Origin of the sequence: Streptomyces sp. NPDC046900, from assembly GCF_040644975.1 — a bacterium.
Taxonomy (GTDB): domain Bacteria; phylum Actinomycetota; class Actinomycetes; order Streptomycetales; family Streptomycetaceae; genus Streptomyces.
The window spans coordinates 1-24,161 of sequence record NZ_JBEYXD010000006.1; the positions used below are offsets into that span (position 1 = coordinate 1).

Here is a 24,161-nt window from a genome sequence, read left to right on the forward strand (position 1 = left end):
GGGGGTAGGCGACTGTCCCGGCCTTGGGATGGGCGTGGGCGTGGGCCTCGGTGCCGGTGTGGGCACGGGTCTCTGCGTCGGGAAGTGCCTGGGCGGCGTCATCAGGGGATGTGCCTGCGACAACTCGGTACCGGAACGCGCACGCGCACCTTGGAAATGTCACTGCTCGCTGGTGCTGACGGGATGCTGCCGACCGGGTTGATTTTAGGCCTAAAGGCACTCGAACAGCGTACGGGCTGGGTCGTGGGGCCGTGTCCTTCGATGGTGAGGGGCGCCGGTCGGTTGAGGGTTGTCACGTTGCTGCTGCGATTCCGCTGTGCCGGCGTGGTGCTGGCCTTCGCGGTGGCGGCGAAAGGACTACCTCTGATGCGAGTGACCCGGACAATGTTCGCCTCCGCGGCGGTTGCCGCGGCCGTCGCGCTCTCCGCTCCCGCCGCGCATGCCGTGTCGCTGGTCGGACTTCGGGCGTCGGACGACGGTAATTCCCACAGCAGCCACGGCAAACCGCACGGAAAGAATCAGGACCACAAGTCGTCGGGGAAGAACGAGGAGGAGGGCGGGGGGCCTCAGTCCGACGATGGCGCGCAGGAGGACGATGGCGTGCAGGCCGACGGTGGCGCGCAGGCCGACCCTGGCGCCCCGGACATGGGAGGGGAAGAGTCCGGAGCCGAGGAAGGCGGCAACCCGTGGAAGAAGAAGCACGACAAGTCGCCCGAGCAGAAGCAGGCCCCGACCGGCGGTGTGAAGGCCGGCGGCGGTGCCCTGGCCATGGCCCTGGCCGACGACGGCGGCAACCCGTGGAAGAAGGGCGGCAAGTCGCAAGGCGGCGGCGACGAAGAGCAGTCGGAGGGCGGCGACCCGAACAGCGGGGCTGAGTCCGAGAGCGACGGGCCGGCCGCGGCCGGTGAGGACACCGGAGGCGACGCCGGAGCCGAGGCGGGAGCCGAGGAAGGCGGCAACCCGTGGAAGAAGAAGCACGGCAAGTCGTCCGAGCGGCAGCAGGCGGCCCCGAGCGGCAGCGTGAAGGCCGGTGGCGGCGGTCTCGCGGAGTCCGGAAGCGGCCTGGCCGCGGGCTCTCTGCTCCTGGCCGGCGGTCTCGGCGCAGGTGCCTACATGCTGCGGCGCCGGAGCGCGTCGGATGCTGTCGGGGCCTGATCGGTCCTTGCCGGGTGCCGTTCGGTCGCGGGCGCTGTCGCCCTGGGAAGGACGACAGCGCCCGCGGCTGCGGCCGCGGTGCCGGCGTCCCGCCGGCCCGCGGATGTCCGACCGCCGCTCCAGTTGATGAACAGGCCTTTGTCCAATGACTCTCTCGCAGCAGGCCCCGCCCGATGAGACCCCCAGCCGAGCTCCCTCACGTAATGTCGGCCCTGCTCTGCTGTGGCCGGCCGCGGCGGTGGCCCTGGGCGCCCTGCTCATCCACCACTCGCTGGCGCCTCCGGCTGATGCCAAGCCGCCGGAGGTACCGGCCGTCGTCGCCCCGCCCACACCTCTGCACCCGGTCGCGCCTCCGGGACCGCCCCCGTCCGTAGCCCCGCCGCTGCCGGGACCGAATGCGATGGCACGTCCCTCGGGGCCCGCGCTGCCGCGGTCGGAACCAAAACGGATCGTGATTCCGCAGATCGGGGTGAACGCACCGTTCACGGACGTGTCCCTGGCCCCTTCGGGACAGCTGAACACTCCACCCCTCACCAACAAGAACCTTGCAGGCTGGTACAAGGGCGGAGCCTCACCGGGCGAACGAGGAACGTCGGTCGTGGTGGGACATGTCGACACCAAGACCGGCGCGGCGATCTTCGTGTTTCTGCGCTTCCTCAAGCCGGGCAACACAGTGGACATCACCCGCGCCGACGGCATCACCGCCCGCTTCAAGGTGGACTCGGTCCAGACGTTCAGCAAGGCCCACTTTCCCGACGCCCGGGTCTACGCCGACGCCCCGACCGCCCAGCTGCGGCTCATCACCTGCGGCGGGACCTACAACCACAGCGCCCACGAATACCAGTCCAACGTCGTCGTATTCGCACACCTCGACACATCGGGACGTTCCTGAGACATCAACCGGCCCGCTGCCTCGACCCGCCGTCCCGTACGGCGGGTCAGTGCTGTGCAGGGCAGGTCGCCGCACGACCCCGACTCGAGAATCGCGCGCTCCGGGTCGGCTCGGTTCCCGTCGACTCCAGCGACATACGGGCCGCGCGCCTGAGGCATGGAGGACCTGCGGCCGGCGATACGGCGGGCCGACGAACGTACCATCGAGGTCCGCTGCTCCCGCTCTGCCCGCCGCCTCGGACCACGTCCTCCATGGACGGGCCACTCACACGCTCTCAGCAGCCGATCCGAAGCATGCCCCGATGAGGACCGACTTCCACACGGGCCGTTGTCCCGCATCGAGTTGGTCGCCCGTTCGAGTGCCGTGGTCCGGACGCGTCGCCTGGCGTCCGCACCTGTCGAGGTTCCGTCCGCAACATGGCGTGCGGCGCCCCCCTTGGTGATCCTGCTGACCCGGCCTCACATCACCTCGTGGCGCATCATGCTCGGATTCGGGCTGGTGCCGGTTCTGATCATCATCTGGCTGCGCCGCCGGGTGCCGGAGAGCCCCCGCTGGCTCGCCCAGAACGACCGTGAACGGGAGGCGTGCGAGGTGGGCCGGGCGCTCGTCGGCACCCCGTCCAGGTGACCCCGCGGACAAGGAACGGCACGAGCCACCGCCCGAAGGCCTCGGAGCCTTCCTTCAGCCGCAGCTCTTCTCACAACGCTGGCGCCGGCGCACGATCTTCACCGCGGCGCCGTGGTTCCTGATGGACATCGCGACCTACGGGGTGGGGATCTTCACCCCCACCCTGCTGGCGTCCTTCGCGCTGGGCGGCGCGCACACCACGTTCATCGCGGACGACATCGCCTCCACCAAGGGCACCGCCCTGCTGGACGCCTTCCTGGTCGTGGGCTTCGCACTGGCGATCCTGCTGGTCGACCGGGTCGGCCGGGTGCCCCTGCAACTGACCGGGTTCGCGGTCATGACCATCGCTCTGTGCGTCCTGGCCGTGGGCACGCAACTGCCCGGCGGAGCCAACGCCCACCTCGCCCTGGTCATGGTCGGGTTCGGGGTGTTCAACACCTTCATGAACCTGGGGCCCAACGCCACGACCTTCGCCCTGCCCGCCGAGGTGTTCCCGTCCGAGATGCGTTCGGCGGGACATGGATTCGCCGCCGGGTGCGGCAAACTCGGGGCCGCGCTGGGCACCTTCCTCTTCCCGGTACTGCTGGCGAACATCGGCGAGGCCGCACTGCTGTACGGGGTGGCCGCGGCCTGTGCGGGCGGATTCCTCATCACCCTCGCCTACCGCGTCGAGCCGCGCGGCGCCTCCCTCGACGAACTCTCGGGCATCCAGGCCATCAAACTCGCCCCACGCGTCACCCCGCCCTGATCGGCGATCACGAGGACCGCGCTCCCGGGGAACGGCCCTCGCGGCGGCCGCTACCGAGAACCGAAACGCCGTGAACCCGCGGGCAGTCCCGGTAGATCGTACTGTTGAGGGCCGCGTGCAGCCCCGACGCCGAGCATGCTGCGGACGGCCGCCGACGCGGCGGCCGTCCGGGTCTGAAGCCCGCATGGTCCGACCGCGGCCCACCGCGAGGCCGGACGAGCCGCCGTGCACTGCCCCGGCGCCGGGCCCGGCCATGAGCGGAGGGCCTCAGGAGATCTTGCGGCAGAGCAGAGCCGCGGGCCCGGCGCTGCTCCCCACACGTGTGGTGAAGGCGATCCCGGCAGCGTACTCGTCGTCGATGCACTGGCCCTTGTAGTCACCGTAGGCGAAGTCGCCACCCGCGGTGTCGGCGGGGCGGTTGTCGGACCGGTCGAACCAGACCGTGCGTCCCGTGCCGGCCTGCGGGGTGACCGCGGGGACGCACAGGGCCGCCGACACCCGGGCACCGCGACGGCTGTAGCCGATGAGGTACTGGCCGGACGGGCACTGGAGTTTGGTGTAGCCCGACGCCCAGTCACCGCCCGCGGGAACGTAGCGTTCGTCGGTGACGACCGTCTGGGCGTTGCCCGCGGCGCGCAGGTCACCGGTGGTGACGTCGGTGCACAGTCCGCGACCGGCGGTGTGGCTGAGGCCGATCAGTCGCAGTCCGTCGGGACAGGCGGCCTTGTAGGCGCCGTTGTCCCAGTCACCACCGGCTCGCACCCGGAGCGACTGGACGTAGTCGCCGTGATCGGTGGAGAGCATGCGCCAGGTCGGCACCGGGTCGACGGGGCCGGTGATGGTCGGTGAGGTCATGAGGTGGTTCCACGCGGTGCTGCGCCAGTCGGCCTGGTCGAGGATGCCGTACCTGTGGCCCGAGCTGTCATAGCGCAGCAGGGCCCAGTCGTCGTGTCCCTCCCAGCCGACCAGGGGCCAGTAGGCGAAGTCGGCGTCGCGGTCGGCGAAGTAGTCGGTGATGTTGCCGAACCACGCGCGGGCGGCGGTTCCCGTCTCGCCCGCTCCGATGCCGAATTCACTGATCCATACCGGTGCGGTGTAGTGCCGGCCGGTGTCCTCGGACACGAAGAAGGCCTCGTCGTAGAGAGCCTGGTACAGCTCGTCGCGGGTCAGGTCCTGGTAGCGGGGGTCGTGGGTCTCCCCGATGCCGGTGGCACCGCTGTGACGGGGGCCCGTGTATCCGTAGAAGTGCGCGGAGTAGACGAGTTTGTGGGTGGCCACGAGGGTGTGCGAGAGCGTGCGCGCGGGCGTCAGGGTGGGGCGGCCGTGCGGCAGCCCGTCGACGGGCAGGCCGGTCCAGTTGATTCCTTCGATGAAGATGAGGAGATCGGGGTCGGCCTCGGTGAGGATGCGGTCGGCCGCGAGTTGCGCGGCGGCATACCAGTCGTGGTCGTCACCCAGGCCCCAGTTGGGGTCGTCCATGATGTCCCGGCGCACCTCGTTGTAGAGATCGGCGCCCACGACACGGGGGTTGGCGGCGTAACGGCGGGCCATGAAGACCCAGTCGTCGGCCCATTGCCGGGTGGTCTGACTGCTGTTCCAGCGCTCGTTGCCGTCGATACCGCAGCACCAGCGGGAGGTGTTGGTGTGGTTGTTGAGGATGACGGCGAAGCCGTCCTGTGTGAGGGCGGCCACCACGGCGTCGTAGATCTGCAGCGGCGTCTTGCCACGAAGCTGGGGATTGGCTGTGACGGCGACGTCCGGTACGGCGGCCGTGGTGTGGATCATCTCGTTGGAGAACGGCAGCCGGATGCTGTTGATACCGAGTTCGTGGAAGTCGGCGAGCAGTTCGGACAGGGGGGCACGGTCCAGGCCGAGGGGTATCCCGTAGGAGTCCTGTCCGGCGTGGTGGTTGGCGGCATCGGAGATGCTGCCGTTGCCCGTCCACGAGCCCTGCGCACCGTCCCAGTTGGCCGACTTCAGCCGGAAGCGGTTGCCCGCGGCGTCGACGATGTACCGGCCGCGGGTGGACAGCGGCGGTTGCCAGGTGTCGGCTGCCGGGGCCGCGGTGTACGCGGTGGAGGCCGAGGGCTCGGCGACCGCGACGACCGTCCCGGGTGCCGCGGCGAGCAGGAGGAGGGCCGCACCTACTCCCCCTGTCAGGTACTGGACAACTCTGGTGGGCATACGGGCCTCTGTGTGCGAGCGGATGAGCGCGGACAGGCTTGGCGCAGCCGGAGGGCGACCCAGTGCGCGGAAGCCGGCCGGCGCTTCTCCGCACGGCAGCCGAACATGGCCTCGGGCAGACGACGGCCGTCAGTCTATGGCTCAACAGCCCACGTTTCGTGGGTACTTGGAGCAACCGCCGGGTTTTCCGGCCACGGGCGGCTCTGACCAGCGGCCCCTGGCCGGGCGGGTGCCGTCGACCGAAACCCGCCGGCCCGTCCCGCCTGTCGGCCACTGGTGACACTCGGCAGGGCCAGCCGCTCACCGTCTCACGGCCGCGGTGCGGCAGGATGGGGCCATGAGCGTAGTCAAGATCAACGTACTGACCGTTCCGGCCGAGCAGCGGGAGACCCTGGAGAAGCGCTTCGCCTCTCGCGCCCATGCCGTGGAGGGCTCCGACGGGTTCGAGTGGTTCGAACTCCTCCGGCCCGTCGAAGGCACCGACAGCTACCTCGTCTACACGCGGTGGCGTGACGAGGAGTCGTTCCAGGCCTGGCTGGAGGGCCCCATGAAGGCGGCCCATCAGGGCGGTGGCGCGGAGAGCGGCGAGCGCCCCAAGCCGGCGGCGAGCGGGTCCACGTTGTGGTCCTTCGACGTGGTGCAGCAGGCGGCACCGAAGAGCGCGTAGGCATTCTGTCACCGCGGGGCCGGGCGGCGCGCTCGCCTCGCGCCGCCCGGCCCGGACGACGGCGAAGCCCGACTGCTCCGCCGGTCCGGTCCCGGCGCCCGGTCGTACGGCTGGTTCCGGCCATCGCGGAAGCTGCGGCTCAGGACGCGGCGGGTGCCGTCGGTGCCCGGAGCCGAGGCAGGACCGGCCCTTCCCGGTCACTCGCCGTCGAACGCGGAACGCTGTGGCCGTACCTCGGGCCGCTTCGCCGACCACCGGACAGCCTTGTCGGCCGTGAGTCTCGGGGGCGGCGCGGGCACACCGGCGCCGCCCAGGTGAGGATCAGTCGACCTCGAGGACGATCTTGCCGCGGGTCCGTCCGGTCTTGCTGAGACGGAACGCCTCGGCCGCCTCGGCAAGCGGCAGGGCGCGTTCGACATGAACGGTGAGTTTGCCGGCGTCGGCGAGTCGGGCGAGTGCCGCCAGGTCCGCGCTGTCGGACCGGACCCACACATGGTGTCCACCGCGCTGCTTCACTTCGGCGTCGGCGATGGACGCGACGCGGGAGCGGTCCTTCAGCAGCTCCTGCGAGACGGCGACCGTGCCACCGCCCACGTAGTCCACGGCCGCGTCGATGCCCTCCGGCGCCAGCTGCCGCACCCGGTCGGCCAGGCCCTCGCCATAGGTGACGGGTTCGGCGCCCAGGGAGCGCAGGAAGTCGTGGTTGTGTTCGCCGGCCGTTCCGATCACCCGGGCTCCCTGGGCCACGGCGATCTGCACGGCGAACGACCCGACACCGCCGGCCGCCGCATGAACCAGGACGGTGTCGCCCGCGGCGACGGCCACCCGGGCCAGTGACTGCCAGGCGGTCAGTCCTGCGAGCGGCACGCCGGCGGCCTCCTGCCAGCTCAATGACGCGGGCTTGAGCGCGAGGGTGCGCACGGGCGCGGCGACGAGCTGCGCGTAAGTGCCGTGCTGCACCTCGTCCTTGCGGACGTACCCGAAGACCTCGTCGCCGACCGAGTACTCGGGGGCGTCCAGACCGACCGCCTCGACGACGCCCGAGACGTCCCAGCCGGGCACGAGCGGGAAGTGGACGTACATGATCGGGTCGAGGAATCCGGCGACGATCTTCCAGTCGACGGGATTCACCCCGGCGGCCTTCACACGCACGAGCACCGAATCCGGACCGACCTTGGGATCATCGACCTCCGCCGCCTCCAGGGTCTCGGGGCCACCATAGCGATTCGCAACAATTGCACGCATGGCAAACACTTTAGGCCCAAATGCCCGACTTCTCCGAGGCGCGCCGGTACGAGGGCGCGGGTGTCACCGAGAGGGTTCTGCACACCGGAGCGAGGGTCGCCCTTGGCCGGCGGACGGCCGGGGCGGGAACCGTCCGCAGCGACTGAATCGGGCACGGCGGCCGCGCAGCCCGCACAGGCATACAACTCGCCCTCAGGGACACACGGCATGACACAACGAGGACCGGGGTCGCGATGAAGGGGGCCCGTCATGCAGCTGGGATCATCACGTGAGGTACTGGCCATCGCGGGCGCGGCTCTGGTCGGCGCCGTCATAGCGGCACGCTGGTGGGCCTGCCGTATGGCGCGCCCCACACCGCCCGCACGCACCGCGAAACCGCAGGCCGACCGCGTGGAGGAACTGCACCTGGCCTTCCGCGACACCTCGGTGCGGGAACCCCGTGCAGCCGAGGAACTCCTGGAACCGTACTGGAGCCGGCTGCACCCGCTGCGGCTGACCCGCCGTCCCTCGTCCGCTCCCGCCGACTCGCACGCGTCGCATCGCACAACACCCTGACCCTGCGGCGCCCGGCAGTCGTCCTGGAACGGCAGACGCGGATTCCTGGCGCCCACTGCTGTGAGGCTCCTGTGTGCCTCACATCACGTCCGAATTTCGCCTCTTGGGCGGTCTCCGGGGAAATATCGGAAGGGCTCCCCTTAGTTGGCGCTGATGTGCCTGGGTCTGTCGAGACCCACCTGGGCATCGGACGAACAGGGCAGGAGAAGGGACCGCGATGAGCCACCTCACTCCGGGGATCTTCCGCGCCCGGCCGGAACGTCCAGTGGCGGTCGCCGCCCCGCGCGCGGCGTGGCAACGCGCCGCGTACGTCCTCCTCGCCGTTGGCCTCGATGTGGGAGCCGCGGTGATGCTGCTGAGCCGGCACCTGCCGAGCGCCGTGGCCGGTGTGTTCCTGGCCGGGCTCGGGTGGTTCGCCACAGGGCGCATCACGACCTGGCACCCCGCGTCGTCACTCGGAGCCCACGAGAATTCGGCGCGCCGATGAGCCAGGCAACCCAAAGGCCGGTGCGCACCACTCCCTTCCAGAGCGCCTCGCGGTCGTCACGCCCGGCTCCCGCGCGCGGCAGGGACCGTGACGACCGGTTCGAGCGACGCCGGCGGCACACCATGGAGCTGTTCGCGGTGTCCGCGCTGGGCCTTGCCGCCTGGACGGTGCTCCTGGGTGTCACGCTGCCGTCGGACTACCAGGTCCACCAGTGGCGCACGACCTGGGTCGGCTTCGACATCCTGCTGCTCATCGCCCTGGGCTTGACCGCCGTCCTCGGGAAGCGCCGCAACCCCGCCGTCTTGATCACGGGGCTCGCGACCGCCGTCCTCCTGGTGTGCGACGCGTGGTTCGATGTCTCTCTCGCGTTCGGCACACCTGCCGTCTGGGCCTCCATCGCACTCGCCGTCTTCGTCGAACTGCCGGTCGCGACCTTCCTCTTCCGCCGCATATACGGGCTGCTGCGGTTCCAGTGCCCACACGAGGAGGCGGTGGACGCCGGTGGGCGGGACGCGCAGGAGACGAACGCGCACCCTTGATCGGGGCGGGCACTGTGCTTCAGCCGTGTCAGCCCGACGGCGCTGCCTCAGGCGTGCAGCCCGGGCAGGAGACGGTCGAGCCATCTGGGTATCCACCAGTTCGCCCGGCCCATCAGGAACATGGCCGAGGGAACCAGGACCAGGCGCACGATGGTGGCGTCGAGCACCACCCTGATCGCCAGGCCCAGTGCCGGCATCTTCACGACCACCGTCGGCGAGACGGTGAAGGCCAGAAACACCGCCGTCATGATGAACGCCGCGCTGGAGATGACACGTGCCGTGGCCGACAGGCCCACGCTGACGGAGCGCCGGTTGTCCCCGGTCCGTCGCCAGGTCTCGGCGATCCGGGAAAGCAGGAAGATCTCGTAGTCCATGGAGAGTCCGAAGACGATGGCGAACATCACCATCGGAACGTAGGACTCGGTGGGGACCGGCCCGGAGAGGCCCAACAGAGCGTCGCCCCAGCCCCATTGGAAGACGGCGACGAGGACACCGTAGGGAGCCGCGGTGGTGAGCAGGTTGAGCAGCACGGCCTTGAGCGGGATGACCGCACTGCGGAAGACGGCCGTCAGCAGCAAGAAGGCGAGCACCAGCACGATTCCCACGACGACAGGCAGCCTGCGGCCGACCACGTCCCGGAAATCGGACTGGCCCGCAGTGGTTCCGGTCAGGTAGGCGTGCGCGCCGGTGCCCTTGAGGGCGTTCGGCAGGGCGCGGTCGGTCAGGTCGGTGAGGAGGCCGGTGGTCGCCGCGTCCTGTGGGCCCGTGGTGGGGGTCACGGTGCTGGCGAGGATCTTGCCGTCCATGCTCGGTGTGACGGGGGTGAACCGGTCGACGCCGGGGGTGCGCTGCAAGGCCCGGGTGACATCGGCGGCGATCCGGTCGGCAGGGACGCCTGCGTGGCGTAGGTCCACGACGGTCACGACCTGCCCGTCCGCACCTGGTCCGAAGCCCGGTCCGTCGGCCTCGGCGATCCAGTCGTAGGCGAGGCGGGTGGCGCTGCCCGGCTTGTCCGCACCGGCTCCGACGCTGACCACTCTGGTGCACAGGCGTCTGCCGCCGGACACCGATGACGCCGATCTGAAGGCCGCCGTGATCGCGTGCGCCGCGCTGTCGGCGGTCCGCGCGATGCTGCGCCGGCGGGCCCGCCGTGCGGCCGGCCACGCGGTCACCGGCCCCGCGCCGCTGCCCAGGGCCTTCGCCTTCCTCAAGGAGATCGGGACGGATCGCTCCCGGGCAGGCACCTGACAGCGCCGAGCGTCCACGTCACTGGACTCAGGAGACCCAGACAGCTTCACGCCGGCGGCCCCGCGTCCATCACTGATTGTCAGCCGCTGTGGGCACGGTCCGATCAATAGGTCGGCACCGGACGAACGCAAGTGCACCATCGGCGACAATTCACATCAACCACATGTGAACCCGCTCGCCACCCCATAACGTGCTCATCCTGTGACGCCGAGTGATCGACGCGTGCACGACCGAGGAAGCTCCTGGGGAGGTGCCCGGATGGATCCGGCAACGTTGGTGACACAGGCGCCGGCCTCGGGCGCGAGCGCCTGTTTGACCACCGCCACCTCGAGCGCCGTCCGCGACGCCCACGGCGCGTTGAGATCGGCCTGTCTTCAGCGCCTCCCCGAGAGGTACCGGGAGCTGTACGCCACCGAAGCCGCGGACTCCTCGACGCGGTTGCCGGAGCCGGTACGCGAGTTGATCGCCACCGGCGGCGTCGACGCGCGCCTCGTGGAGCTCGCTCGACGGCTGCCGGCCCTGACCGACCCGGCCGGAACGCGCTCCGGGACCTCCCGGGCCGACCTGCGTCAGGCCCGAGGCGTCCAGGTCGGCGACCACAACATCCAGCACAACAGCTTCGGTTGAGCCATCCATCCCACACACAAGGGCCCGCGCCGCTGATGCGGGTCGCAGAAGGCAGACAGCGATGAACATCGATCGGACCAAGGGTGCCCAGGTCGGCGGGGGCAACGTCCAGAGCAACACGTATCTGCCACCCCGTGCCGGCGCGCGGCACCATTCACCCGCGATGTCCGTCCACGCGGGTGACAACGCCCACGTCCATCAGAAGAACACCCACCTCAAGTTCTCCATCCCCGTCATCGGGCAGCTCTTCAACATGGCGTCGGCGCACCCGGTGATCGCAGGTGCGACGGCCGTGGCACTCATCGGAGGCGGGACGATGGCGGCCACGGTCGTACTTCAGGGCCCGGGCTCCCCGGCGTCCACCGCCGTCGTGCGTGGCTTCACGATGAAGAGCGACGGTCAGGGTGCGCCCACGGGCTACGACTTCTCCCACAGACCGCCGGTGGTTGCCGAAAGCGATTCCGACGCCGTCTATGTCTCGGGAAGTCTGCTGGTGTCCACCAACGGCAAGCTGGCCGCCTGGCAGTCCGCGGCACTCCCCACGGGCGCCGAGTGCCGCACCGCCGTGGCCGAACACCCGGTGCGTGAGGCGCCCTTGGGTATCCAGTCGGTGTTCTGCTACCTGGATCGCAACGGTGACCCCGGCTATATCGCGGTCACCGCGTACGACACCGAGACCACGACCGTCGACACCGCGCGGCTGAACTGAGGTCCGTCAGGCGTGATCCGCGCAGCACGGCGTGGGGTTGGGCACCTCGAACGGAGCCAGGGCTCCCCCTGCGGCCGGAACCAGGGCCAGGAGCAGCTGCCCGTCCCGCCACTCGGGACGTACATGGTCGCGTGTGAGCACAGGAGTGGCCGGATCGGGTCCTGGACCGCCGGTCGACGGAGTGCCGAGCACGGTGACCCGGTCGATCACGGTACGGGTGAGGACCTCCGCCACGGTGACGGTGCCGGTCAGGTGGTGGACGCCGGGGAAGACCACGGCCCGCCCGCTGCGCCGGTGGACGTGCTCGGCAGCCACCAGGGCCGCCGCGCGGGCGGACTCGGCAGGGCCGTACAACCGCTCCCCCAACACGGCACCGGCCGCGCTCATTTCCCTTGCGGCGAGTGCGGCCAAGGAGCCCCACGCCGCGTCCGCCGCGGCGTCATCGGGCGCGGCGAGCGAGATCGCCGTGCCACGCCGCTCCGCGGTGCGAATCAGATGGGTGCAGGCGATCGTGTCCGGAGGAAGGTCCAGTCGGTCCACCAGATCGTGGATCAGGTGGTCCGCCTCGCGCAGGGTCGCTGTCCCGGCGTCCACCCCGATGACGGAGTGGACGCCGGGCGCTTCGTGCTGTTCGGTCATGCGGGCAGGACCCACATGGGGTTGGTGTAGAACCAGAGGTCCTTCCACGGGTCGGCGTCGCCCAGGACGTCGATCGCCGGACCGGCCGGGTCGACGGAGGGGCCGTGCAGGCCGACGGCGCCCCGGTTGCCGTCGGTGCCCCTCAGCCGGACGTACACCGGCTTGTCCAGGCGTCCCAGGGAGTACGTCAGGCGCACCGCCCCCGTGGCCTTGTTCACCTCGAAGGACTGCGCCACCTTGGTGGACGGCGTGGCGAACGCGTCCTTGTCCGCGACCGGGCCGGTGACATCGCCCTGGATCACGTCGACACGGGACAGCGCCGGCACGAACTGCGCCCAGTTCGGGCCGTTGGCGAGGCTGATCTCGACGACCAGGTCGACCCGGCTGCCGCGGCGCACATGCAGCGCACCGCCCAGCGTGACCTCGCGTCCGTCCGCACGCAGCCGCGCGTTGAGGCCGCTGATCAGCCCGCCGTGGTCCACCCAGACACGGCCGGCGCGGATGCCGTCCATGACCGCCTTGTAGGAGAAGGAGCTCGCACCGACGTGGGTACGGGAGTACTGGCCGGGCCAGAAGTCGGTGTCGGTGAGGTTGAGCCCGCCGCCGTACACCGGGTCGTCGTAACGGCCGTTGGCGTTGAAGTCGCTGTTCGGGCCGCGGACGGCGGCGTCGGCGTAGACGTTGTGCGAGTCGGAGTTGGCCGTGATCCACCACGGCTTGCCCTCGGCGAGCAGGCTGTCCCACAGGCCGCCGACGGTGGCGGTCATCCAGTCGAAGCCGCCCCACGTGCGGTAGCTCTCCAGCGGGTAGCCGGGGAAGGAGTCGGCGCTGGGGCTGTTGTCGTAGATGCCGCGTGCGCCGCCGGGGCCCTTCGGCGCGGGCACACCGCCGGCCTGGTGCCCGGGCGCGCCCTCCATGCCGACGGCGATCGACGGCTGCGCGTCGCGCCACGCGCGGATCTCGTGCGGGGAGTCGATTCCCTTGCGGGCCGGGTGGTTGGCCAGGAAGAGGGCGTCCTTGACCTTGCGGCGCTGAACCTGCTCGGCGAGGAAGTTGATGCCCGCGATGGCGAGCGCCTCGTTGGCCGGCGTGGCGGCGGAGGCCCCTTTCACCGAGCCGTCGAAGGAGTTCTCGAACTCCTTCAGCACCGCGACCTCGTTGTTGCCGGGGTGCACGAAGACGGTGCCGTGCTCGGCGGCCGGGATGTTCCACTCCAGGCCCTGGAAGACGAGCGTGTCGTCGATCTGGTCACGGGCCGCGACGATGTCCGGGTTGACCTTCTCCACACCGATCTTGGCGTGCGCCTCGCTGCCGTGGTCGGTGATCACCATCCAGTCCAGGCCGTGCGCGTTCGCCTGCCGGACGTGGTCGATGACCCGGTACTTGGCGTCGGAGCTGTACTGCGTGTGGATGTGGTGGTCACCGGCGAGCCACAGGTACTCGCCGGAGCGCCCGCTGTGCTGAGCCGACGATCCGTGCGCCGCCGCCTGGCCCGCGCCCGCGAGGACGCTGCCCGCGGCCAGGCCCGCTCCCAGCAGACCGGTGCGGCGCAGCATGGAACGCCGCGAGTGCTGACTGGGCGTCAACTCCTCGGCCGGCACCGACAGGTCGAGCGCCGGCGGAAGCGACGAGGCGTCGCCGCTTCCGTGGTCGTGGTGGTGATGGTGGTGTCCATGCCCGTGTCCGTGACCGTCGTGGCCCATGTCAGCTCCCGCTGCAGCATTGGATTTACCGTTCAACGAGGCCGAGATTGGGCAGCGGGAATGAATGTCGGCCCACGCGCCAACTGCGGAACGACGAACACCGGATGTGCTGCCGGCGGCTTGCGGAAGCCGGTGTTTCGGCCCTGTTCGACTCGGTCGTCCCCACGCGCGGTCGCGGTCGCGAATCCAGGGCGGGCCACACCGACTCCCTTGACCCGCCTGTCTGTTGACGCGAGTGCCTGCCGGGTCAGCTCATCAGTCCGGCGGCGACCGTCGCACCCAGCTCCCAGCACGCCTCGATGTCGGTCCTGCCCGGCTCACCCGTCACCGTCACGGACGCGGCCGCAGGCCGCCAGCCGAGTCCGCCCGTGATCGCCTCGATGCCGCGTACGGCCCCGGTCACATCGCTGCCGCCGTGTACCCAGAACCCGAAGGGCCGACCGCGCGTCTCGTCCAGACACGGGTAGTAGACCTGGTCGAAGAAATGCTTGAGAGCCCCTGACATGTAGCCGAGATTCGCCGGAGTGCCCAGCAGATACGCGTCGGCGGCCAGTACGTCGGCCGCGGTGGCGGACAGCGCCGCGCGCCGTACGACCTTCACTCCCTCGATCTCCGGCGCCGTTGCACCGGAGACGACCGCTTCGAACAGCGCCTGGCAGTTGGGCGAGGGCGTGTGATGGACGATCAGCAAGGTGGCCATACGGCCGAACACTGCCGTGACGCTCGGCGGGCCGCAACCGACGTACCCGGCGCCCGGTTGACGACGACCTGATCACCACGGGCGGCCGAGCCACGTCCGGCCGGGCGATGGCCCCGGCAACCGCCGTCACATGCCGGCGACGGTGGTGACCTTGTCGGGCAGGGGCAGCAGGCCGACACGTCTCACGGGACGGGACTCAGTGCGCGTCGCCTGGAACGGCGAGCTCTCCTTCAAGGTACTGAGCGCGGCCGTGGGCGAACGACCAGTCCTGAGGGGCGTTCTCGGTGATGCCGATGAAGACGTCCTCTCCCCTGATGCCGAGCTGGCCCAGGCGTTGCGCGATGACGCGGTACAGACGCTGCTTGACCTCGGTGGTGCGCCCCGACTGAGTGAAGATCTGGATCATGACCAGTGCGGAGCTCCTGTCGAAGCCCAGGCCGGCGTCGAGGGCGATGATGTGGTCCGCCGCGTGCTCGGTGACGATCTGGAATCTGTCGCGTTCTGGAATCCGCAGCACCTCCACGATCGCCTGATGTGTGGCATCGGCAATCGCCTGGACCTCGTCCGTTCGGCGTCCGCGGATCATGTCGATCCGTACCAGGGGCATGCCGGGCCTCCTTCCCTTTGCTGGATGGATTGGTGAATCGGCGTTGGCGGTCAGAGATCGGCGGCGAGCCGGGCGAAGGTACGGGTAGCAGGCTCGGTCCTGGCGTGACGGTGCCCCGTGCCGGCCCACAGATGGATCAGGCGGGTGTCCCCGGCTGCCGCGGCGGCTTTGCGCAGGGGGCTGGTCAGGTGGTGCAGGGCCGGGTAGCCGGCGGGGGCGATGTCGTCGTAGTGGTCGATGAAGTAGTTGCGCAGCGCGCGTGCCGGCCGCCCGGTGAAGGCCCGGGTGATCACTGTGGTGTCGAAGGCGGGGTCGGCCAAGGCGGCCTTGTGCGGCGCGGAGGCGCCGCTCTCGTCGGTGCGCAACAAGGCGGTGCCGACCGCGGCGGCTTCCGCTCCGGCGCGCAGGGCGTCGGCCACGTCCCCTGACTGTGCGATTCCGCCCGCGGCGATGACCGGCAGCGTTACGGCGCTGCACACCTGGGCGACCAGTTCGGGCAGCGGAGTGGGCGGGGGCAGTTGTGCGGGGGTGAAGGTGCCGGAGTGCCCGCCGGCCGCCGATGCCTGGACGGCGACCGCGTCCACCCCGGCCTCCGCAGCGAGCCGGGCCTCGTCGGCGGAGGTGACCGTCTGCACCACTGTGCTTCCCGCCTTGCGCAGCTTCGCGACGACCGAGCGATCGGGGAGGCCGAAGGTGAAGGACACCACGGGGACAGGGTTCGCCACCAGCAGGTCGATCTTGTCCGTCCAGTGGTCGTCGTCCTCGACCGGATCGCCGTCCGGCAACGGCAGCCCGTATCGGGCGGCCTCGGACCTGATCGCCCGGACGTAGTCGCGGTAGTCCTCGGCGGATACAGGGACCGGATTGGGGGCGAAGAGGTTGACGCCGAACGGCACACCTTCTGCACGCACGGCCTCGATCTGCTCGGCGAGCGCCTGCGGCGTCTTGTACCCGCCCCCGAGGAAGCCCAGACCGCCCGCTCGCGCGGCCGCGATCACCAGTGCCGGTGTGCTCGGGCCGCCGGCCATCGGGGCCGCGAGGATCGGAAGACTGAGTCCGAGGGGGGACAGGAGTCGACTCATGACGGCTTCTCTTTCGTCGTTCGGGCAGCTTCTGCGTTCGGGCAGCTTCGTCGTGCGCACAGCTTCGTCGTTCAGGCGGCTCCGTCGTTCAGGCCCGGCACCAGGATCGGCCACGGCGACCGTGTCCTGATGGGCGCGAAGCCGGATCGCACGGCAGTCATGATCCCTTCCCTTCGCGGTGCTCTCGACTGCGCTCTCCACGGTAGGCACTCGTCGCAGCGCTGTTAAATGCCGATTACGCTGCTTCTATAAGCGTCAGGCATAGACGCTGCGAAGGGACGGGCAGACATGGACGTCGAGCTCCGCCATCTACGGGCGTTCGCCGCCGTGGCCCATCACCGGTCCTTCACTCGCGCGGCCGAGGAACTGCTGATCAGCCAGCCGGCCCTGAGTCGCACCGTCACACAGCTGGAGTCCGCCCTGAGCGTCCGGCTCCTCGACCGTTCCTCCCGGCACGTCGAGCTGACGAAGTCCGGCACGGACTTCCTCACCCACGTCGAGCACGTCCTGGCCACCCTGGACCAGGCCCTCGCCGCGGCCCGCAGAGAGATCACGATCAGGCTCGGCTTCAGCTGGCTGTTGCCCGACCCGTGGGCCCAGCGGGTGGCGAACCGCTTCAAGGAAACCACTGGTGCCTCCGTGGCATTGACCCGCTGCGACGATCCGCTAGGGGGCCTGAGGCAGGAGAACATCGACGTCGCCCTGGTCCGCGGCGACTTCACGGCCCCCCGGTCGGCCCACGCGGTGCATCTGTACGACGAGCCCCGTATCGCCCTCTGCTCCCAGGACAGCGAGCTGAGCCGGCTCGAACGCGTTGACTGGGCAGACATCCCCCGCTGGCCCCTGGTCGTCAACGTCCTCAGCGGCACCACCGGCCCCTGGTCATGGCCGGCCGGGCAGCGCCCCGAGCAGATCATCGAGACGGCCAACTTCGACGAATGGCTCGAGTCGGTGGCGGCCAACCGCGGAATCGGCATCGTTCCCGAGATCGCTCAACGCCGCATCAGCCACTCCGCGGTCCGCTTCGTCCCGCTCACCAACGCACCTCCCAGCCCGGTGAGCCTCGTCTGTCTGCCGCACGCGCAACAGGCCCTCATCCGCAGATTCCTCGATTCCGCCGTCTCTGCGGTGAACGAGTGAACTGCCGCCTCCGGAGCGGCCGTCCGGGGCTCCGGACCAGCCCTCGGCCGCGCCCCCCCCGCCCGACGAGTCCCGAAGCCCGTCACGGCTTGGAGCCGTTCGGTACGGCACCGTTCTGCCACTGGCGCGTCTCCACCGGAGCGAGTCGGCATGCCGGCTGCCACTTCGTGGGTCCTGTCGGCAACACCGCTGTGAGACGTGACGGCCGTCCATGGCCGCCTCACCTGGGCAGTTCGGTGTGCTTCGGAAGGAGCCCGTGCTCGCCTGCGTAGTCCTGCAGCAGTTCGCGCATATGGTGCCGGGCCCGGTGGATGCGGCTGCCGACGGTGTTCGTGGTGACGCCCGTGATGCCGGCGATCTCTCGGTAGGTGAAGCCCTCGACGTCACAGAGGTAGATGGTGACCTGCTGTTCGGTGGGAAGGGCGTGGAGAGCCGCCCGCACGTTCGGGTCGCCGAGGCGGTCCAGCACCTCGGCCTCGGCCGAGCGCAGTCCCGGCAACACAGGGGAGTCGGCTTGGGCCTGCTCCCAGTCCTCGATCTCACCGGTGCGGCTGCGTGCCGGCTCGCGCCGGGCCTTGCGGTTGTTGTTGAGGAAGGCGTTCGTCAGGATGCGGTCGAGCCATGCTCTGACGTTGGTGCCCTGCTGGAACTGGTCGAAGTGCGCGTACGCCTTGGCGTAGGTCTCCTGCACCAGATCCTCGGCGTCCACCCGGTTACGGGTCATGCGCAACGCGGCCGAGTACATCCGGCTGCGGAGTTCCAGGGCAGATGCGAAGCCGGGCTTGCCTTCTGCGAGAGGCCGGCTCTGCTCCCGACGTATCTCGTGCGTGCTGCCCTCGGGGGCGGCCGGCGGCTGCCTCAGGTGCGTCCGGCCCGTCCAGCGGTGGCCGCCGTTCGGACTGCCGCCGGGCAGGGGCTGGTTGGTGCCGGTGCCCCGTCCTCGGTGACGGCCGGTGCTCTCGCCCGTCGTCGGCATCCTGCTCGAAGTGCCGGTGAGGGGACCTGTGCTGGGGTTGGGCATCGATGGTCTGCTCCTGACTGAGCCATGCCTCGCGCGCTCCGCAGTGCCGAAGGGCGTACCGCGGTTGCGCGGTACGCCCTGTCTCAGCCCTGGGGCAGGCCGAACCGGTAGTGGTCACCGTCGATTTCGAAGAGGTAGGGACGGTCCAGCTTGTCCCAGGCGCCGATCAGGTCGGCGTCGAACGCCGCGTCCCCCAGCGTGTGCAGGATGTTCCGCACCTCGTGGGCGTGGCGCGGGTTCTCGCCCGCCAGCCAGGTGGTCCTGACCTGCGCCTGGGCCTGGGCCAGCAGCCGAAGCTCGTGCTCGCGCGCCAGGCGGCGCTCACGGTGCAGCACCCATCGCCAGCCCAGAGCGCTCCCGATGCGCCTGCCCGGCCAACCCGGTCGTGTCCGCGTGCTCGTGCACTCGTTCGTCGCCCTCACTTCGGCTCCTGTCCTCACTGCGCCCTGCCCGTACCGGTCAGGCGCTCTTGGTACGCAGCTCCTCCAGTGACGCTGCTGTCAACCGGTGCGGTGTCCGCCCGGGTTCGACGAGTACGACGTTGCAGGCCGCGGCGTGGGTCAGCGCGGCGGTGAAGCTGCCGTCGGTGAACTGCGCCACCGCTCCGCGCGGGGAACGGCCGACCGCGATCGTGTGCGCCTCGACGTCGGCGGCGTACTGAGCGAGGACCCTGCCGGCTGCGGCGTGATCACCCACGCTGGTGAGCACCTGTCCGGTCGCGGTGATGCCGTGTGCGGCGAGGCGGTCGAGGTGGGCGAGGACCGCGGCGCGTGCGTGGTCGGCGTCCTCGGTGTCGACGGCCTGTTCCTCGATCACGGCTGTCTCCCGTACGTGGACGACTTCCAGCGCGCTGCCCGTCTCACGGGCGACGGCGGCAGCCGCGTCCACGATCCGGTCGGGGTCGCCGGTGGCGCCGACGGCCACGACGACCGGACGGTACCCGGGCGCCGGGACGGCCCCGATCCGCTCGAGGGTCGGGCGCACCGTCTCGCCGTGGGCCTCCTTGTTCTCGGCGGCGCTGACCAGCTTGTGGCCCGAGGCGAGGACGAAGATGGCGAGGATGAAGCTGGCGCCGCCGAGGTAGAACGGGACGCTGAGGTCGGTGGCCTCGGCGAGCTTGCCGGCGACGAAGGGGGCCAGGCCGCCTCCGATGAACCGGACGAAGCCGTACGTCGAGGAGGCGACCGATCGCTCGACCGGGGAGACGAGCATGACGGCCTGGGTGGTGAGGGTGTTGTTGATGCCGATGAACGCGCCGCTGACGATGACCGCGACGATCACGGCGGCGGGGGTGTCGACGCCGACGGCGATGACCGTCATGACGATCCCGAGCCCGACCATGTTGGCGTAGAGCACGGGAGCGGTGCCGAATCGTGCCTGCAGGCGAGGTGCGACGAACACGCTGAAGGCGGCGACCAGCACGCCCCAGCCGGTGAAGACCAGGCCGAGTTGGTGGGCGTCAAGCTTCATGGGGTAGGGCGCGTAGCCCAGCATGGTGAAGAATCCCCAGTTGTACAGCAGCGCCATGATGCCCATGGTGAGCAGCCCGCGGTGCCGCAGTGCCTTGAGCGGGGCGCTCAGAGATGTGCGGCGCTCGGGTTTGGGCAGTGCGGGGACGAAGGCGAGGGTGGCGATCAGGGCGATGGCCATGAGTACGGCGACACCGAAGAACGGCCCGCGCCAGCTGATGCTGCCCAGTTCACCGCCGAGCAGCGGACCGACCGCGATGCCGATGCCCAGCGCGGTCTCGTAGAGGATGATCGCTCCGCCGAAGCCGCCGCTGGCAGAGGCGACGATGACCGCCAGGCTGGTCGCGATGAACAGGGCGTTGCCCAGGCCCCATCCCGCACGGAAGCCGACGATGCCGCCGATGGAGCCGGAGGTGCCGGCGAGCGCCGCGAACACGACGATCAGCGCCAGGCCTACGACCAGGGTGCGCTTGGCACCGATCCGGCTGGACACCCAGCCGACCACCAGCATCGCCACCGCGGTGACGACCAGGTAGCTGGTGAAGAGCAGCGACACCTGACTCGGGGTGGCGTGCAGGCTTTCGGCCAGCGAGGGCAGGATCGGGTCGACCAGGCCGATGCCCATGAACGAGATGACGCAGGCGAACGCCACGGCCCAGACGGCACGTGGCTGTTTGAAAGGACTCGTCGAAGTCCCATGCGGTGCGGTCATTGCCTCTTTCTTCTCCTGGAAGGTTGGCTGTCTTCGATGCCGGCGGTCAGTCGGACGCCTCGGCCTGGACCAGCCGGGCGAGCGCGGGAAGTGCGATGACGACTGCGGTCCGCTCCTTCGGGTCGAGCCGCTCCATCAGCCTCTCCAGAGCTTCGGCGCGCTCGGAGCGCCGCCGTCTGACGAGGTCGGCTCCGGAGTCGGTCGATTCGACCAGCACGCATCGGCGGTCATCGGTACTGGCGACGCGGCGCACCAGCCCGTCGCGTTCCATACGCGTGACCAGCTGTGTCATGGCGGGCTGCGAGACGCCCTCGGCGCGTGCGAGTTCCGTCAGCCGCTGGGGTCCCTCGCGGCCGAGGCGGCCCAACGCGGACGAGGCGGCGGTGCTCAGGCCCCCGGCCGTACTGACCTGGCGCACGTACCGCACCAGCTGCTCGAAGGCGACGACCAGTTCTTCGCCGGAGCCGCCGGATTCCATAACCTCATTATGCATAACTGCATTATGAATCTATATGGAGTCGACCGTCAATGTGACCCAGGTCTCAGCAGGGTTGTCGAGCGTCCGGCACGGACAGCCCACGGCACAGGCGGCTCAGGGCCCGCCCGACGCCCTCCAGGGTTTCGTCGAGGCTCGTAGACTCATGACGTGGCATTCATGAGCACCCCGCACTGCTGCTTCCTGTGATCGGAAGGCGTTGAGGGCGATGTCGGACGGCATCGCCCTCCTTGGTGTGCCTGCTGTGTGAACTACCCCCTTGGCGCTGCCCGTTCCTTCCCGAGGCAGTGACCTTCTGTGCGCACAGGCACCTTCTCTTCCCTTCAGCCGCGCCAGGAGTGCCTCGTGCCCGTGTTGCTTCCCCCTGCCCTCAAACTCTCCCTCGACCTGCTGCGTTGCCCGACGTGCCGCACCCGTCGCCTGCACCCCGGCTGCGGCGCACTTCGCTGTCCGGCGGGCCACACCTTCAATATCGCCCGCCACGGCTACGCCGGCCTCCTGACGGGCACCCGCGCCACCAGCGGCGACGACGCGGCCATGGTCCAGGCGCGAGACCGCTTCCTGGCCACCGGCAGGTACGCCCCCATCCGCCAGGCCGTGGCCCACCTGGCGACCGGCTCGGCCCCTGAACGGGGAACGGTCGTGGACGTCGGGTGCGGCACGGGCTACTACCTGGCCGGCGTTCTCGACCAGCTGCCCGGCGCCCGAGGGCTGGGCCTGGACACGTCGGCGCGCGCGCTGCGCTCGGCAGCGCGCGCCCATGAGCGAGCCGCTGCGGCAACCTGGGATGTCTTCCGTCCCTTCCCGCTGGCTGACGATGTGGCCGACGTGGTGCTGGACGTGTTCGCACCCCGCAATCCAGCCGAGTTCTACCGAGTGCTCCGCCCGGCCGGCCGGCTGATCGTGGTCCGTCCGACGGCGCGGCACCTGGCCGAGCTTCGCGGCCGGGCGCCTGCCGTGGTCACCATCGACCCGGCCAAGGAACAGCGCCTGCACCGGACACTGGACCCCTACTTCGAGGCCGTCGTCACCGAACGCGTGGAGTACTCCATGGTCCCGATCGGGCCGGAGGCCCTGGACTTGGTGGGGATGACGCCGAGCGCACGTCACTTGAGCCCAACACAGTTGGACGATGGTGGACTCCTGCCCGACCGGCTCACCGTCTCTGTGCTGGCCACCGCCTACAAGCCCCGGTGACCGGGCGCCTGCGCCTGCTGACCGACCAGCAGTGGGCACCCCTGGCGCCCCGGCTTCCTCACAACATCTGCAGCCGTGTCAGCAGCGGTAGTCACCTGGTCACGAAGTTGAGAGACACGGCCTAGTGGCGCTGCGTGCGCAGGGTCTCCAGGAGGCGCAACCAGATCTCGCTGACCGTGGGGTAGCTGGGCACGACGTGCCACAAGGTGGAAACAGGGATGCGCCCGACGATCGCCGTGGTCGCGGAGTGCACGAGTTCGGCGATGCCGGCGCCCACGAACGTCGCTCCCAGGACGACGTCTTCGGCACGGTCCACGACGAGCTTGGCCCGGCCGCGGTAGTCCGCGCTCATGACCCAGGTGCCGGCGAGCGCGGCGGGGTCGTACTCGACGGTCTCGACGTCGGCCCCCGCGTCCCGTGCCTGCTGCTCGGTCATGCCGGCGCTGCCGACCTCGGGGGTGGTGAAGACGACCTGGGGCAGCCCGATGTGACCGAGCGCGGCGGACGGCAGGTCGGAGGAGCCGGCCGCGCGCGCCGCGATGACCTCTCCTGCGACACGGGCCTGGTACTTGGCCATGTGTGTGAGCAGTGCGCGGCCGCACACGTCCCCGATGGCGTAGAGCCAGGTGCCGGCGGCGCCCCGCACACCCTGGTGGTCGTCGACGTCGAGGTAACCGCCGGGGCTCAACCCGACGGTTTCCAGGCCGATGTCATCGGTGTTCGGGGTGCGCCCGGCCGCCACGACGACCTCGTCGGCCACGATGACCGTGCCGTCGTCGAGGGTGACGCGCACCTCGTCGCCGTGCACGCGGCCCTCGCCCGTGTCGCGGGCTCCGGGCCGCTGCACCTCGGCCATGGTGCGTCCGTAGCACAGTCGTACGCCCGCGTCCTGCAGCGCCTCACCGACGAGCGTCCCCGCGAACGGCTCGTTGCGGGCCAGCAGGCGCGTGCCGCGGTGGACGACCGTCACCTCGGCGGCGCCGAGCCCTTTGAGCCAGGTGGCGGCCTCGCAGGCGACCACACCGCCACCCAGGACGACGACCCGCCGCGGCACTTCCCGCATCGTGGTCACATCCCGTGAGACCCACGGCAGTGCGGCGCGCAGTCCGGGGACGTCCGGCACGGCCGGGCAGGATCCGGTGTCGATGACGACGGCCTGCCCGGCCGTCAGCTCCCGGCTCGAGCCGTCGGGCCGGCTGACCACGACTCTGCGTTCACCGGCCAGCCGCCCGTAGCCGCGCACCACGTCGATGCCGGTGTTCAGGGCCCATTTCACCTGGGAGCTGTCGTCCAGACCGTTGATCACGACGTCGCGGCGGGCGAGCACGGCGGCGGGGTCCAGCTGTGCCGACACACCGGGCAGATGGGCGGCCGCGTCGACCACCTCCACGGGCCGGAGGAGCGCCTTGCTCGGCATGCACGCCCAGTACGAGCACTCGCCGCCCAGCAAGGCGTTCTCCACGAGCACCGACGACAGGCCGGAGAACTGGCTCGCGTACTGAGCGGCGTTCTCCCCCGCGGCCGCGCCGCCGAGGACGATGACGTCCCACTCGGAGCGATCCGGATCCACCGTCGCGGTCATAAGACCTCCCCTGTCACCCTTCCGCCGAGGCGGCGGCGCACGGAGTGTGCGGAGAACGGCTGCCACGTCCGGCCACGACATGCGACTGCGCAAGCAACGAGGGGCGCCGCAGATCGCCGGGGCCTGAGGC

27 protein-coding genes are annotated in these 24,161 nt (G+C 70.2%); 14 read left to right on the forward strand and 13 right to left on the reverse strand.

The window, feature by feature from the left end; genetic code table 11:
* Positions 1-366: 366 nt before the first annotated feature.
* From ABZ904_RS08130 to ABZ904_RS08145, 4 genes are all read left to right on the forward strand, one after another.
* Entirely contained in the window at positions 367-1,155 is a 789-nt protein-coding gene (locus tag ABZ904_RS08130; protein WP_361002824.1) for a hypothetical protein, read from the forward strand.
* A 145-nt stretch (positions 1,156-1,300) separates the two neighbouring features.
* Entirely contained in the window at positions 1,301-2,047 is a 747-nt protein-coding gene (locus ABZ904_RS08135; RefSeq protein WP_361821882.1) for a class F sortase, read from the forward strand.
* Between the two features lie 438 nt (positions 2,048-2,485).
* Positions 2,486-2,674: an MFS transporter gene (locus ABZ904_RS08140; RefSeq protein ID WP_361822242.1), complete on the forward strand. Its 189-nt coding sequence runs from the start codon at positions 2,486-2,488 to the stop codon at positions 2,672-2,674.
* 121 nt (positions 2,675-2,795) lie between these two features.
* A complete protein-coding gene (locus ABZ904_RS08145; RefSeq protein WP_361821885.1) occupies positions 2,796-3,422 on the forward strand; it encodes an MFS transporter in 627 nt (208 codons plus the stop codon).
* A gap of 267 nt (positions 3,423-3,689) precedes the next feature.
* On the opposite strand, the gene ABZ904_RS08150 is transcribed toward ABZ904_RS08145, so the two are convergent.
* Positions 3,690-5,606 (reverse strand): cellulase family glycosylhydrolase, encoded by a 1,917-nt coding sequence (locus ABZ904_RS08150; protein WP_361002833.1) that lies wholly within the window; start codon positions 5,604-5,606, stop codon positions 3,690-3,692.
* A gap of 337 nt (positions 5,607-5,943) precedes the next feature.
* Here ABZ904_RS08150 and ABZ904_RS08155 point away from each other — a divergent pair, with 337 nt between their 5' ends.
* Positions 5,944-6,273 (forward strand): antibiotic biosynthesis monooxygenase, encoded by a 330-nt coding sequence (locus ABZ904_RS08155; RefSeq protein ID WP_361002836.1) that lies wholly within the window; start codon positions 5,944-5,946, stop codon positions 6,271-6,273.
* A 321-nt stretch (positions 6,274-6,594) separates the two neighbouring features.
* On the opposite strand, the gene ABZ904_RS08160 is transcribed toward ABZ904_RS08155, so the two are convergent.
* Complete coding sequence (locus tag ABZ904_RS08160; RefSeq protein ID WP_359392834.1) at positions 6,595-7,518, reverse strand: NADP-dependent oxidoreductase; 924 nt, start codon at positions 7,516-7,518, stop codon at positions 6,595-6,597.
* Positions 7,519-7,538: 20 nt separating this feature from the next.
* On the opposite strand from ABZ904_RS08160, the gene ABZ904_RS08165 reads away from it, so the two are divergent.
* The 4 genes from ABZ904_RS08165 to ABZ904_RS08180 all read left to right on the forward strand — a co-directional run bounded on the left by ABZ904_RS08165 (position 7,539) and on the right by ABZ904_RS08180 (position 9,099).
* A complete protein-coding gene (locus ABZ904_RS08165) occupies positions 7,539-7,664 on the forward strand; it encodes a hypothetical protein (RefSeq protein ID WP_359392832.1) in 126 nt (41 codons plus the stop codon).
* A 103-nt stretch (positions 7,665-7,767) separates the two neighbouring features.
* Positions 7,768-8,073 carry a hypothetical protein gene (locus ABZ904_RS08170; RefSeq protein ID WP_359392830.1) on the forward strand — a complete coding sequence of 102 codons (306 nt, stop codon included), beginning with the start codon at positions 7,768-7,770 and terminating at the stop codon, positions 8,071-8,073.
* A gap of 217 nt (positions 8,074-8,290) precedes the next feature.
* Positions 8,291-8,560, forward strand: a complete 270-nt coding sequence (locus ABZ904_RS08175; RefSeq protein WP_359392828.1) for a hypothetical protein — start codon at positions 8,291-8,293, stop codon at positions 8,558-8,560.
* A 20-nt stretch (positions 8,561-8,580) separates the two neighbouring features.
* Positions 8,581-9,099, forward strand: a complete 519-nt coding sequence (locus ABZ904_RS08180; protein WP_359392826.1) for a hypothetical protein — start codon at positions 8,581-8,583, stop codon at positions 9,097-9,099.
* Positions 9,100-9,146: 47 nt separating this feature from the next.
* Here the strand turns inward: ABZ904_RS08180 and ABZ904_RS08185 are convergent, their stop codons facing one another.
* A complete protein-coding gene (locus ABZ904_RS08185) occupies positions 9,147-10,136 on the reverse strand; it encodes an MMPL family transporter (RefSeq protein ID WP_361821891.1) in 990 nt (329 codons plus the stop codon).
* Between the two features lie 4 nt (positions 10,137-10,140).
* Here ABZ904_RS08185 and ABZ904_RS08190 point away from each other — a divergent pair, with 4 nt between their 5' ends.
* The 3 genes from ABZ904_RS08190 to ABZ904_RS08200 all read left to right on the forward strand — a co-directional run bounded on the left by ABZ904_RS08190 (position 10,141) and on the right by ABZ904_RS08200 (position 11,683).
* A complete protein-coding gene (locus ABZ904_RS08190; RefSeq protein WP_359392821.1) occupies positions 10,141-10,347 on the forward strand; it encodes a hypothetical protein in 207 nt (68 codons plus the stop codon).
* A gap of 258 nt (positions 10,348-10,605) precedes the next feature.
* Positions 10,606-10,974, forward strand: coding sequence for a hypothetical protein (locus ABZ904_RS08195; RefSeq protein WP_359392819.1), 369 nt, complete (start codon positions 10,606-10,608; stop codon positions 10,972-10,974).
* 61 nt (positions 10,975-11,035) lie between these two features.
* Entirely contained in the window at positions 11,036-11,683 is a 648-nt protein-coding gene (locus tag ABZ904_RS08200; protein ID WP_361002846.1) for a hypothetical protein, read from the forward strand.
* 6 nt (positions 11,684-11,689) lie between these two features.
* On the opposite strand, the gene ABZ904_RS08205 is transcribed toward ABZ904_RS08200, so the two are convergent.
* The 5 genes from ABZ904_RS08205 to ABZ904_RS08225 all read right to left on the reverse strand — a co-directional run bounded on the left by ABZ904_RS08205 (position 11,690) and on the right by ABZ904_RS08225 (position 16,414).
* The gene (locus ABZ904_RS08205; RefSeq protein ID WP_361002849.1) at positions 11,690-12,322 is read right to left on the reverse strand and encodes a hypothetical protein; all 633 of its coding nucleotides are present in this window, start codon (positions 12,320-12,322) and stop codon (positions 11,690-11,692) included.
* A complete protein-coding gene (locus tag ABZ904_RS08210) occupies positions 12,319-14,025 on the reverse strand; it encodes a PHP domain-containing protein (RefSeq protein WP_359392813.1) in 1,707 nt (568 codons plus the stop codon). Before ABZ904_RS08210 ends, ABZ904_RS08205 begins: the two co-directional genes overlap by 4 nt.
* 247 nt (positions 14,026-14,272) lie before the next feature.
* Positions 14,273-14,725 carry an NAD(P)H-dependent oxidoreductase gene (locus ABZ904_RS08215; protein ID WP_361002852.1) on the reverse strand — a complete coding sequence of 151 codons (453 nt, stop codon included), beginning with the start codon at positions 14,723-14,725 and terminating at the stop codon, positions 14,273-14,275.
* 196 nt (positions 14,726-14,921) lie between these two features.
* Positions 14,922-15,332, reverse strand: a complete 411-nt coding sequence (locus ABZ904_RS08220) for a tautomerase family protein (RefSeq protein ID WP_361002855.1) — start codon at positions 15,330-15,332, stop codon at positions 14,922-14,924.
* 50 nt (positions 15,333-15,382) lie between these two features.
* Complete coding sequence (locus tag ABZ904_RS08225; RefSeq protein ID WP_361821897.1) at positions 15,383-16,414, reverse strand: nitronate monooxygenase; 1,032 nt, start codon at positions 16,412-16,414, stop codon at positions 15,383-15,385.
* Positions 16,415-16,702: 288 nt separating this feature from the next.
* Here ABZ904_RS08225 and ABZ904_RS08230 point away from each other — a divergent pair, with 288 nt between their 5' ends.
* Positions 16,703-17,554 (forward strand): LysR family transcriptional regulator, encoded by an 852-nt coding sequence (locus ABZ904_RS08230; protein ID WP_359392802.1) that lies wholly within the window; start codon positions 16,703-16,705, stop codon positions 17,552-17,554.
* A gap of 220 nt (positions 17,555-17,774) precedes the next feature.
* On the opposite strand, the gene ABZ904_RS08235 is transcribed toward ABZ904_RS08230, so the two are convergent.
* The 4 genes from ABZ904_RS08235 to ABZ904_RS08250 form a co-directional block, all read right to left on the reverse strand.
* Positions 17,775-18,575, reverse strand: a complete 801-nt coding sequence (locus tag ABZ904_RS08235; RefSeq protein ID WP_361821901.1) for a sigma-70 family RNA polymerase sigma factor — start codon at positions 18,573-18,575, stop codon at positions 17,775-17,777.
* A gap of 83 nt (positions 18,576-18,658) precedes the next feature.
* On the reverse strand, positions 18,659-18,997 hold the full coding sequence (locus ABZ904_RS08240) for a hypothetical protein (RefSeq protein ID WP_359392797.1): 339 nt from the start codon (positions 18,995-18,997) through the stop codon (positions 18,659-18,661).
* Positions 18,998-19,034: 37 nt separating this feature from the next.
* Entirely contained in the window at positions 19,035-20,756 is a 1,722-nt protein-coding gene (locus ABZ904_RS08245; RefSeq protein WP_361821903.1) for an MFS transporter, read from the reverse strand.
* 46 nt (positions 20,757-20,802) lie between these two features.
* The gene (locus ABZ904_RS08250) at positions 20,803-21,249 is read right to left on the reverse strand and encodes a MarR family transcriptional regulator (protein WP_361002871.1); all 447 of its coding nucleotides are present in this window, start codon (positions 21,247-21,249) and stop codon (positions 20,803-20,805) included.
* A 348-nt stretch (positions 21,250-21,597) separates the two neighbouring features.
* On the opposite strand from ABZ904_RS08250, the gene ABZ904_RS08255 reads away from it, so the two are divergent.
* Positions 21,598-22,449: a methyltransferase domain-containing protein gene (locus ABZ904_RS08255; protein ID WP_361821906.1), complete on the forward strand. Its 852-nt coding sequence runs from the start codon at positions 21,598-21,600 to the stop codon at positions 22,447-22,449.
* A gap of 121 nt (positions 22,450-22,570) precedes the next feature.
* Here the strand turns inward: ABZ904_RS08255 and ABZ904_RS08260 are convergent, their stop codons facing one another.
* Entirely contained in the window at positions 22,571-24,031 is a 1,461-nt protein-coding gene (locus ABZ904_RS08260; RefSeq protein WP_361821909.1) for an NAD(P)/FAD-dependent oxidoreductase, read from the reverse strand.
* Positions 24,032-24,161: the final 130 nt, after the last annotated feature.

Bases quoted from the DNA above. Each gene is read 5' to 3' on its own strand.
- ABZ904_RS08210 (WP_359392813.1), bottom strand. From the start codon at position 14,025: ATGGGCCACGACGGTCACGGACACGGGCATGGACACCACCATCACCAC.
- ABZ904_RS08130 (WP_361002824.1), top strand. From the start codon at position 367: ATGCGAGTGACCCGGACAATGTTCGCCTCCGCGGCGGTTGCCGCGGCC.
- ABZ904_RS08175 (WP_359392828.1), top strand. From the start codon at position 8,291: ATGAGCCACCTCACTCCGGGGATCTTCCGCGCCCGGCCGGAACGTCCA.
- ABZ904_RS08145 (WP_361821885.1), top strand. From the start codon at position 2,796: ATGGACATCGCGACCTACGGGGTGGGGATCTTCACCCCCACCCTGCTG.
- ABZ904_RS08235 (WP_361821901.1), bottom strand. From the start codon at position 18,575: ATGCCCAACCCCAGCACAGGTCCCCTCACCGGCACTTCGAGCAGGATG.
- ABZ904_RS08195 (WP_359392819.1), top strand. From the start codon at position 10,606: ATGGATCCGGCAACGTTGGTGACACAGGCGCCGGCCTCGGGCGCGAGC.
- ABZ904_RS08165 (WP_359392832.1), top strand. From the start codon at position 7,539: ATGCCCGACTTCTCCGAGGCGCGCCGGTACGAGGGCGCGGGTGTCACC.
- ABZ904_RS08230 (WP_359392802.1), top strand. From the start codon at position 16,703: ATGGACGTCGAGCTCCGCCATCTACGGGCGTTCGCCGCCGTGGCCCAT.
- ABZ904_RS08250 (WP_361002871.1), bottom strand. From the start codon at position 21,249: ATGCATAATGAGGTTATGGAATCCGGCGGCTCCGGCGAAGAACTGGTC.
- ABZ904_RS08170 (WP_359392830.1), top strand. From the start codon at position 7,768: ATGCAGCTGGGATCATCACGTGAGGTACTGGCCATCGCGGGCGCGGCT.
- ABZ904_RS08225 (WP_361821897.1), bottom strand. From the start codon at position 16,414: ATGAGTCGACTCCTGTCCCCCCTCGGACTCAGTCTTCCGATCCTCGCG.
- ABZ904_RS08220 (WP_361002855.1), bottom strand. From the start codon at position 15,332: ATGCCCCTGGTACGGATCGACATGATCCGCGGACGCCGAACGGACGAG.
- ABZ904_RS08135 (WP_361821882.1), top strand. From the start codon at position 1,301: ATGACTCTCTCGCAGCAGGCCCCGCCCGATGAGACCCCCAGCCGAGCT.
- ABZ904_RS08150 (WP_361002833.1), bottom strand. From the start codon at position 5,606: ATGCCCACCAGAGTTGTCCAGTACCTGACAGGGGGAGTAGGTGCGGCC.
- ABZ904_RS08205 (WP_361002849.1), bottom strand. From the start codon at position 12,322: ATGACCGAACAGCACGAAGCGCCCGGCGTCCACTCCGTCATCGGGGTG.
- ABZ904_RS08215 (WP_361002852.1), bottom strand. From the start codon at position 14,725: ATGGCCACCTTGCTGATCGTCCATCACACGCCCTCGCCCAACTGCCAG.
- ABZ904_RS08245 (WP_361821903.1), bottom strand. From the start codon at position 20,756: ATGACCGCACCGCATGGGACTTCGACGAGTCCTTTCAAACAGCCACGT.
- ABZ904_RS08160 (WP_359392834.1), bottom strand. From the start codon at position 7,518: ATGCGTGCAATTGTTGCGAATCGCTATGGTGGCCCCGAGACCCTGGAG.
- ABZ904_RS08260 (WP_361821909.1), bottom strand. From the start codon at position 24,031: ATGACCGCGACGGTGGATCCGGATCGCTCCGAGTGGGACGTCATCGTC.
- ABZ904_RS08200 (WP_361002846.1), top strand. From the start codon at position 11,036: ATGAACATCGATCGGACCAAGGGTGCCCAGGTCGGCGGGGGCAACGTC.
- ABZ904_RS08155 (WP_361002836.1), top strand. From the start codon at position 5,944: ATGAGCGTAGTCAAGATCAACGTACTGACCGTTCCGGCCGAGCAGCGG.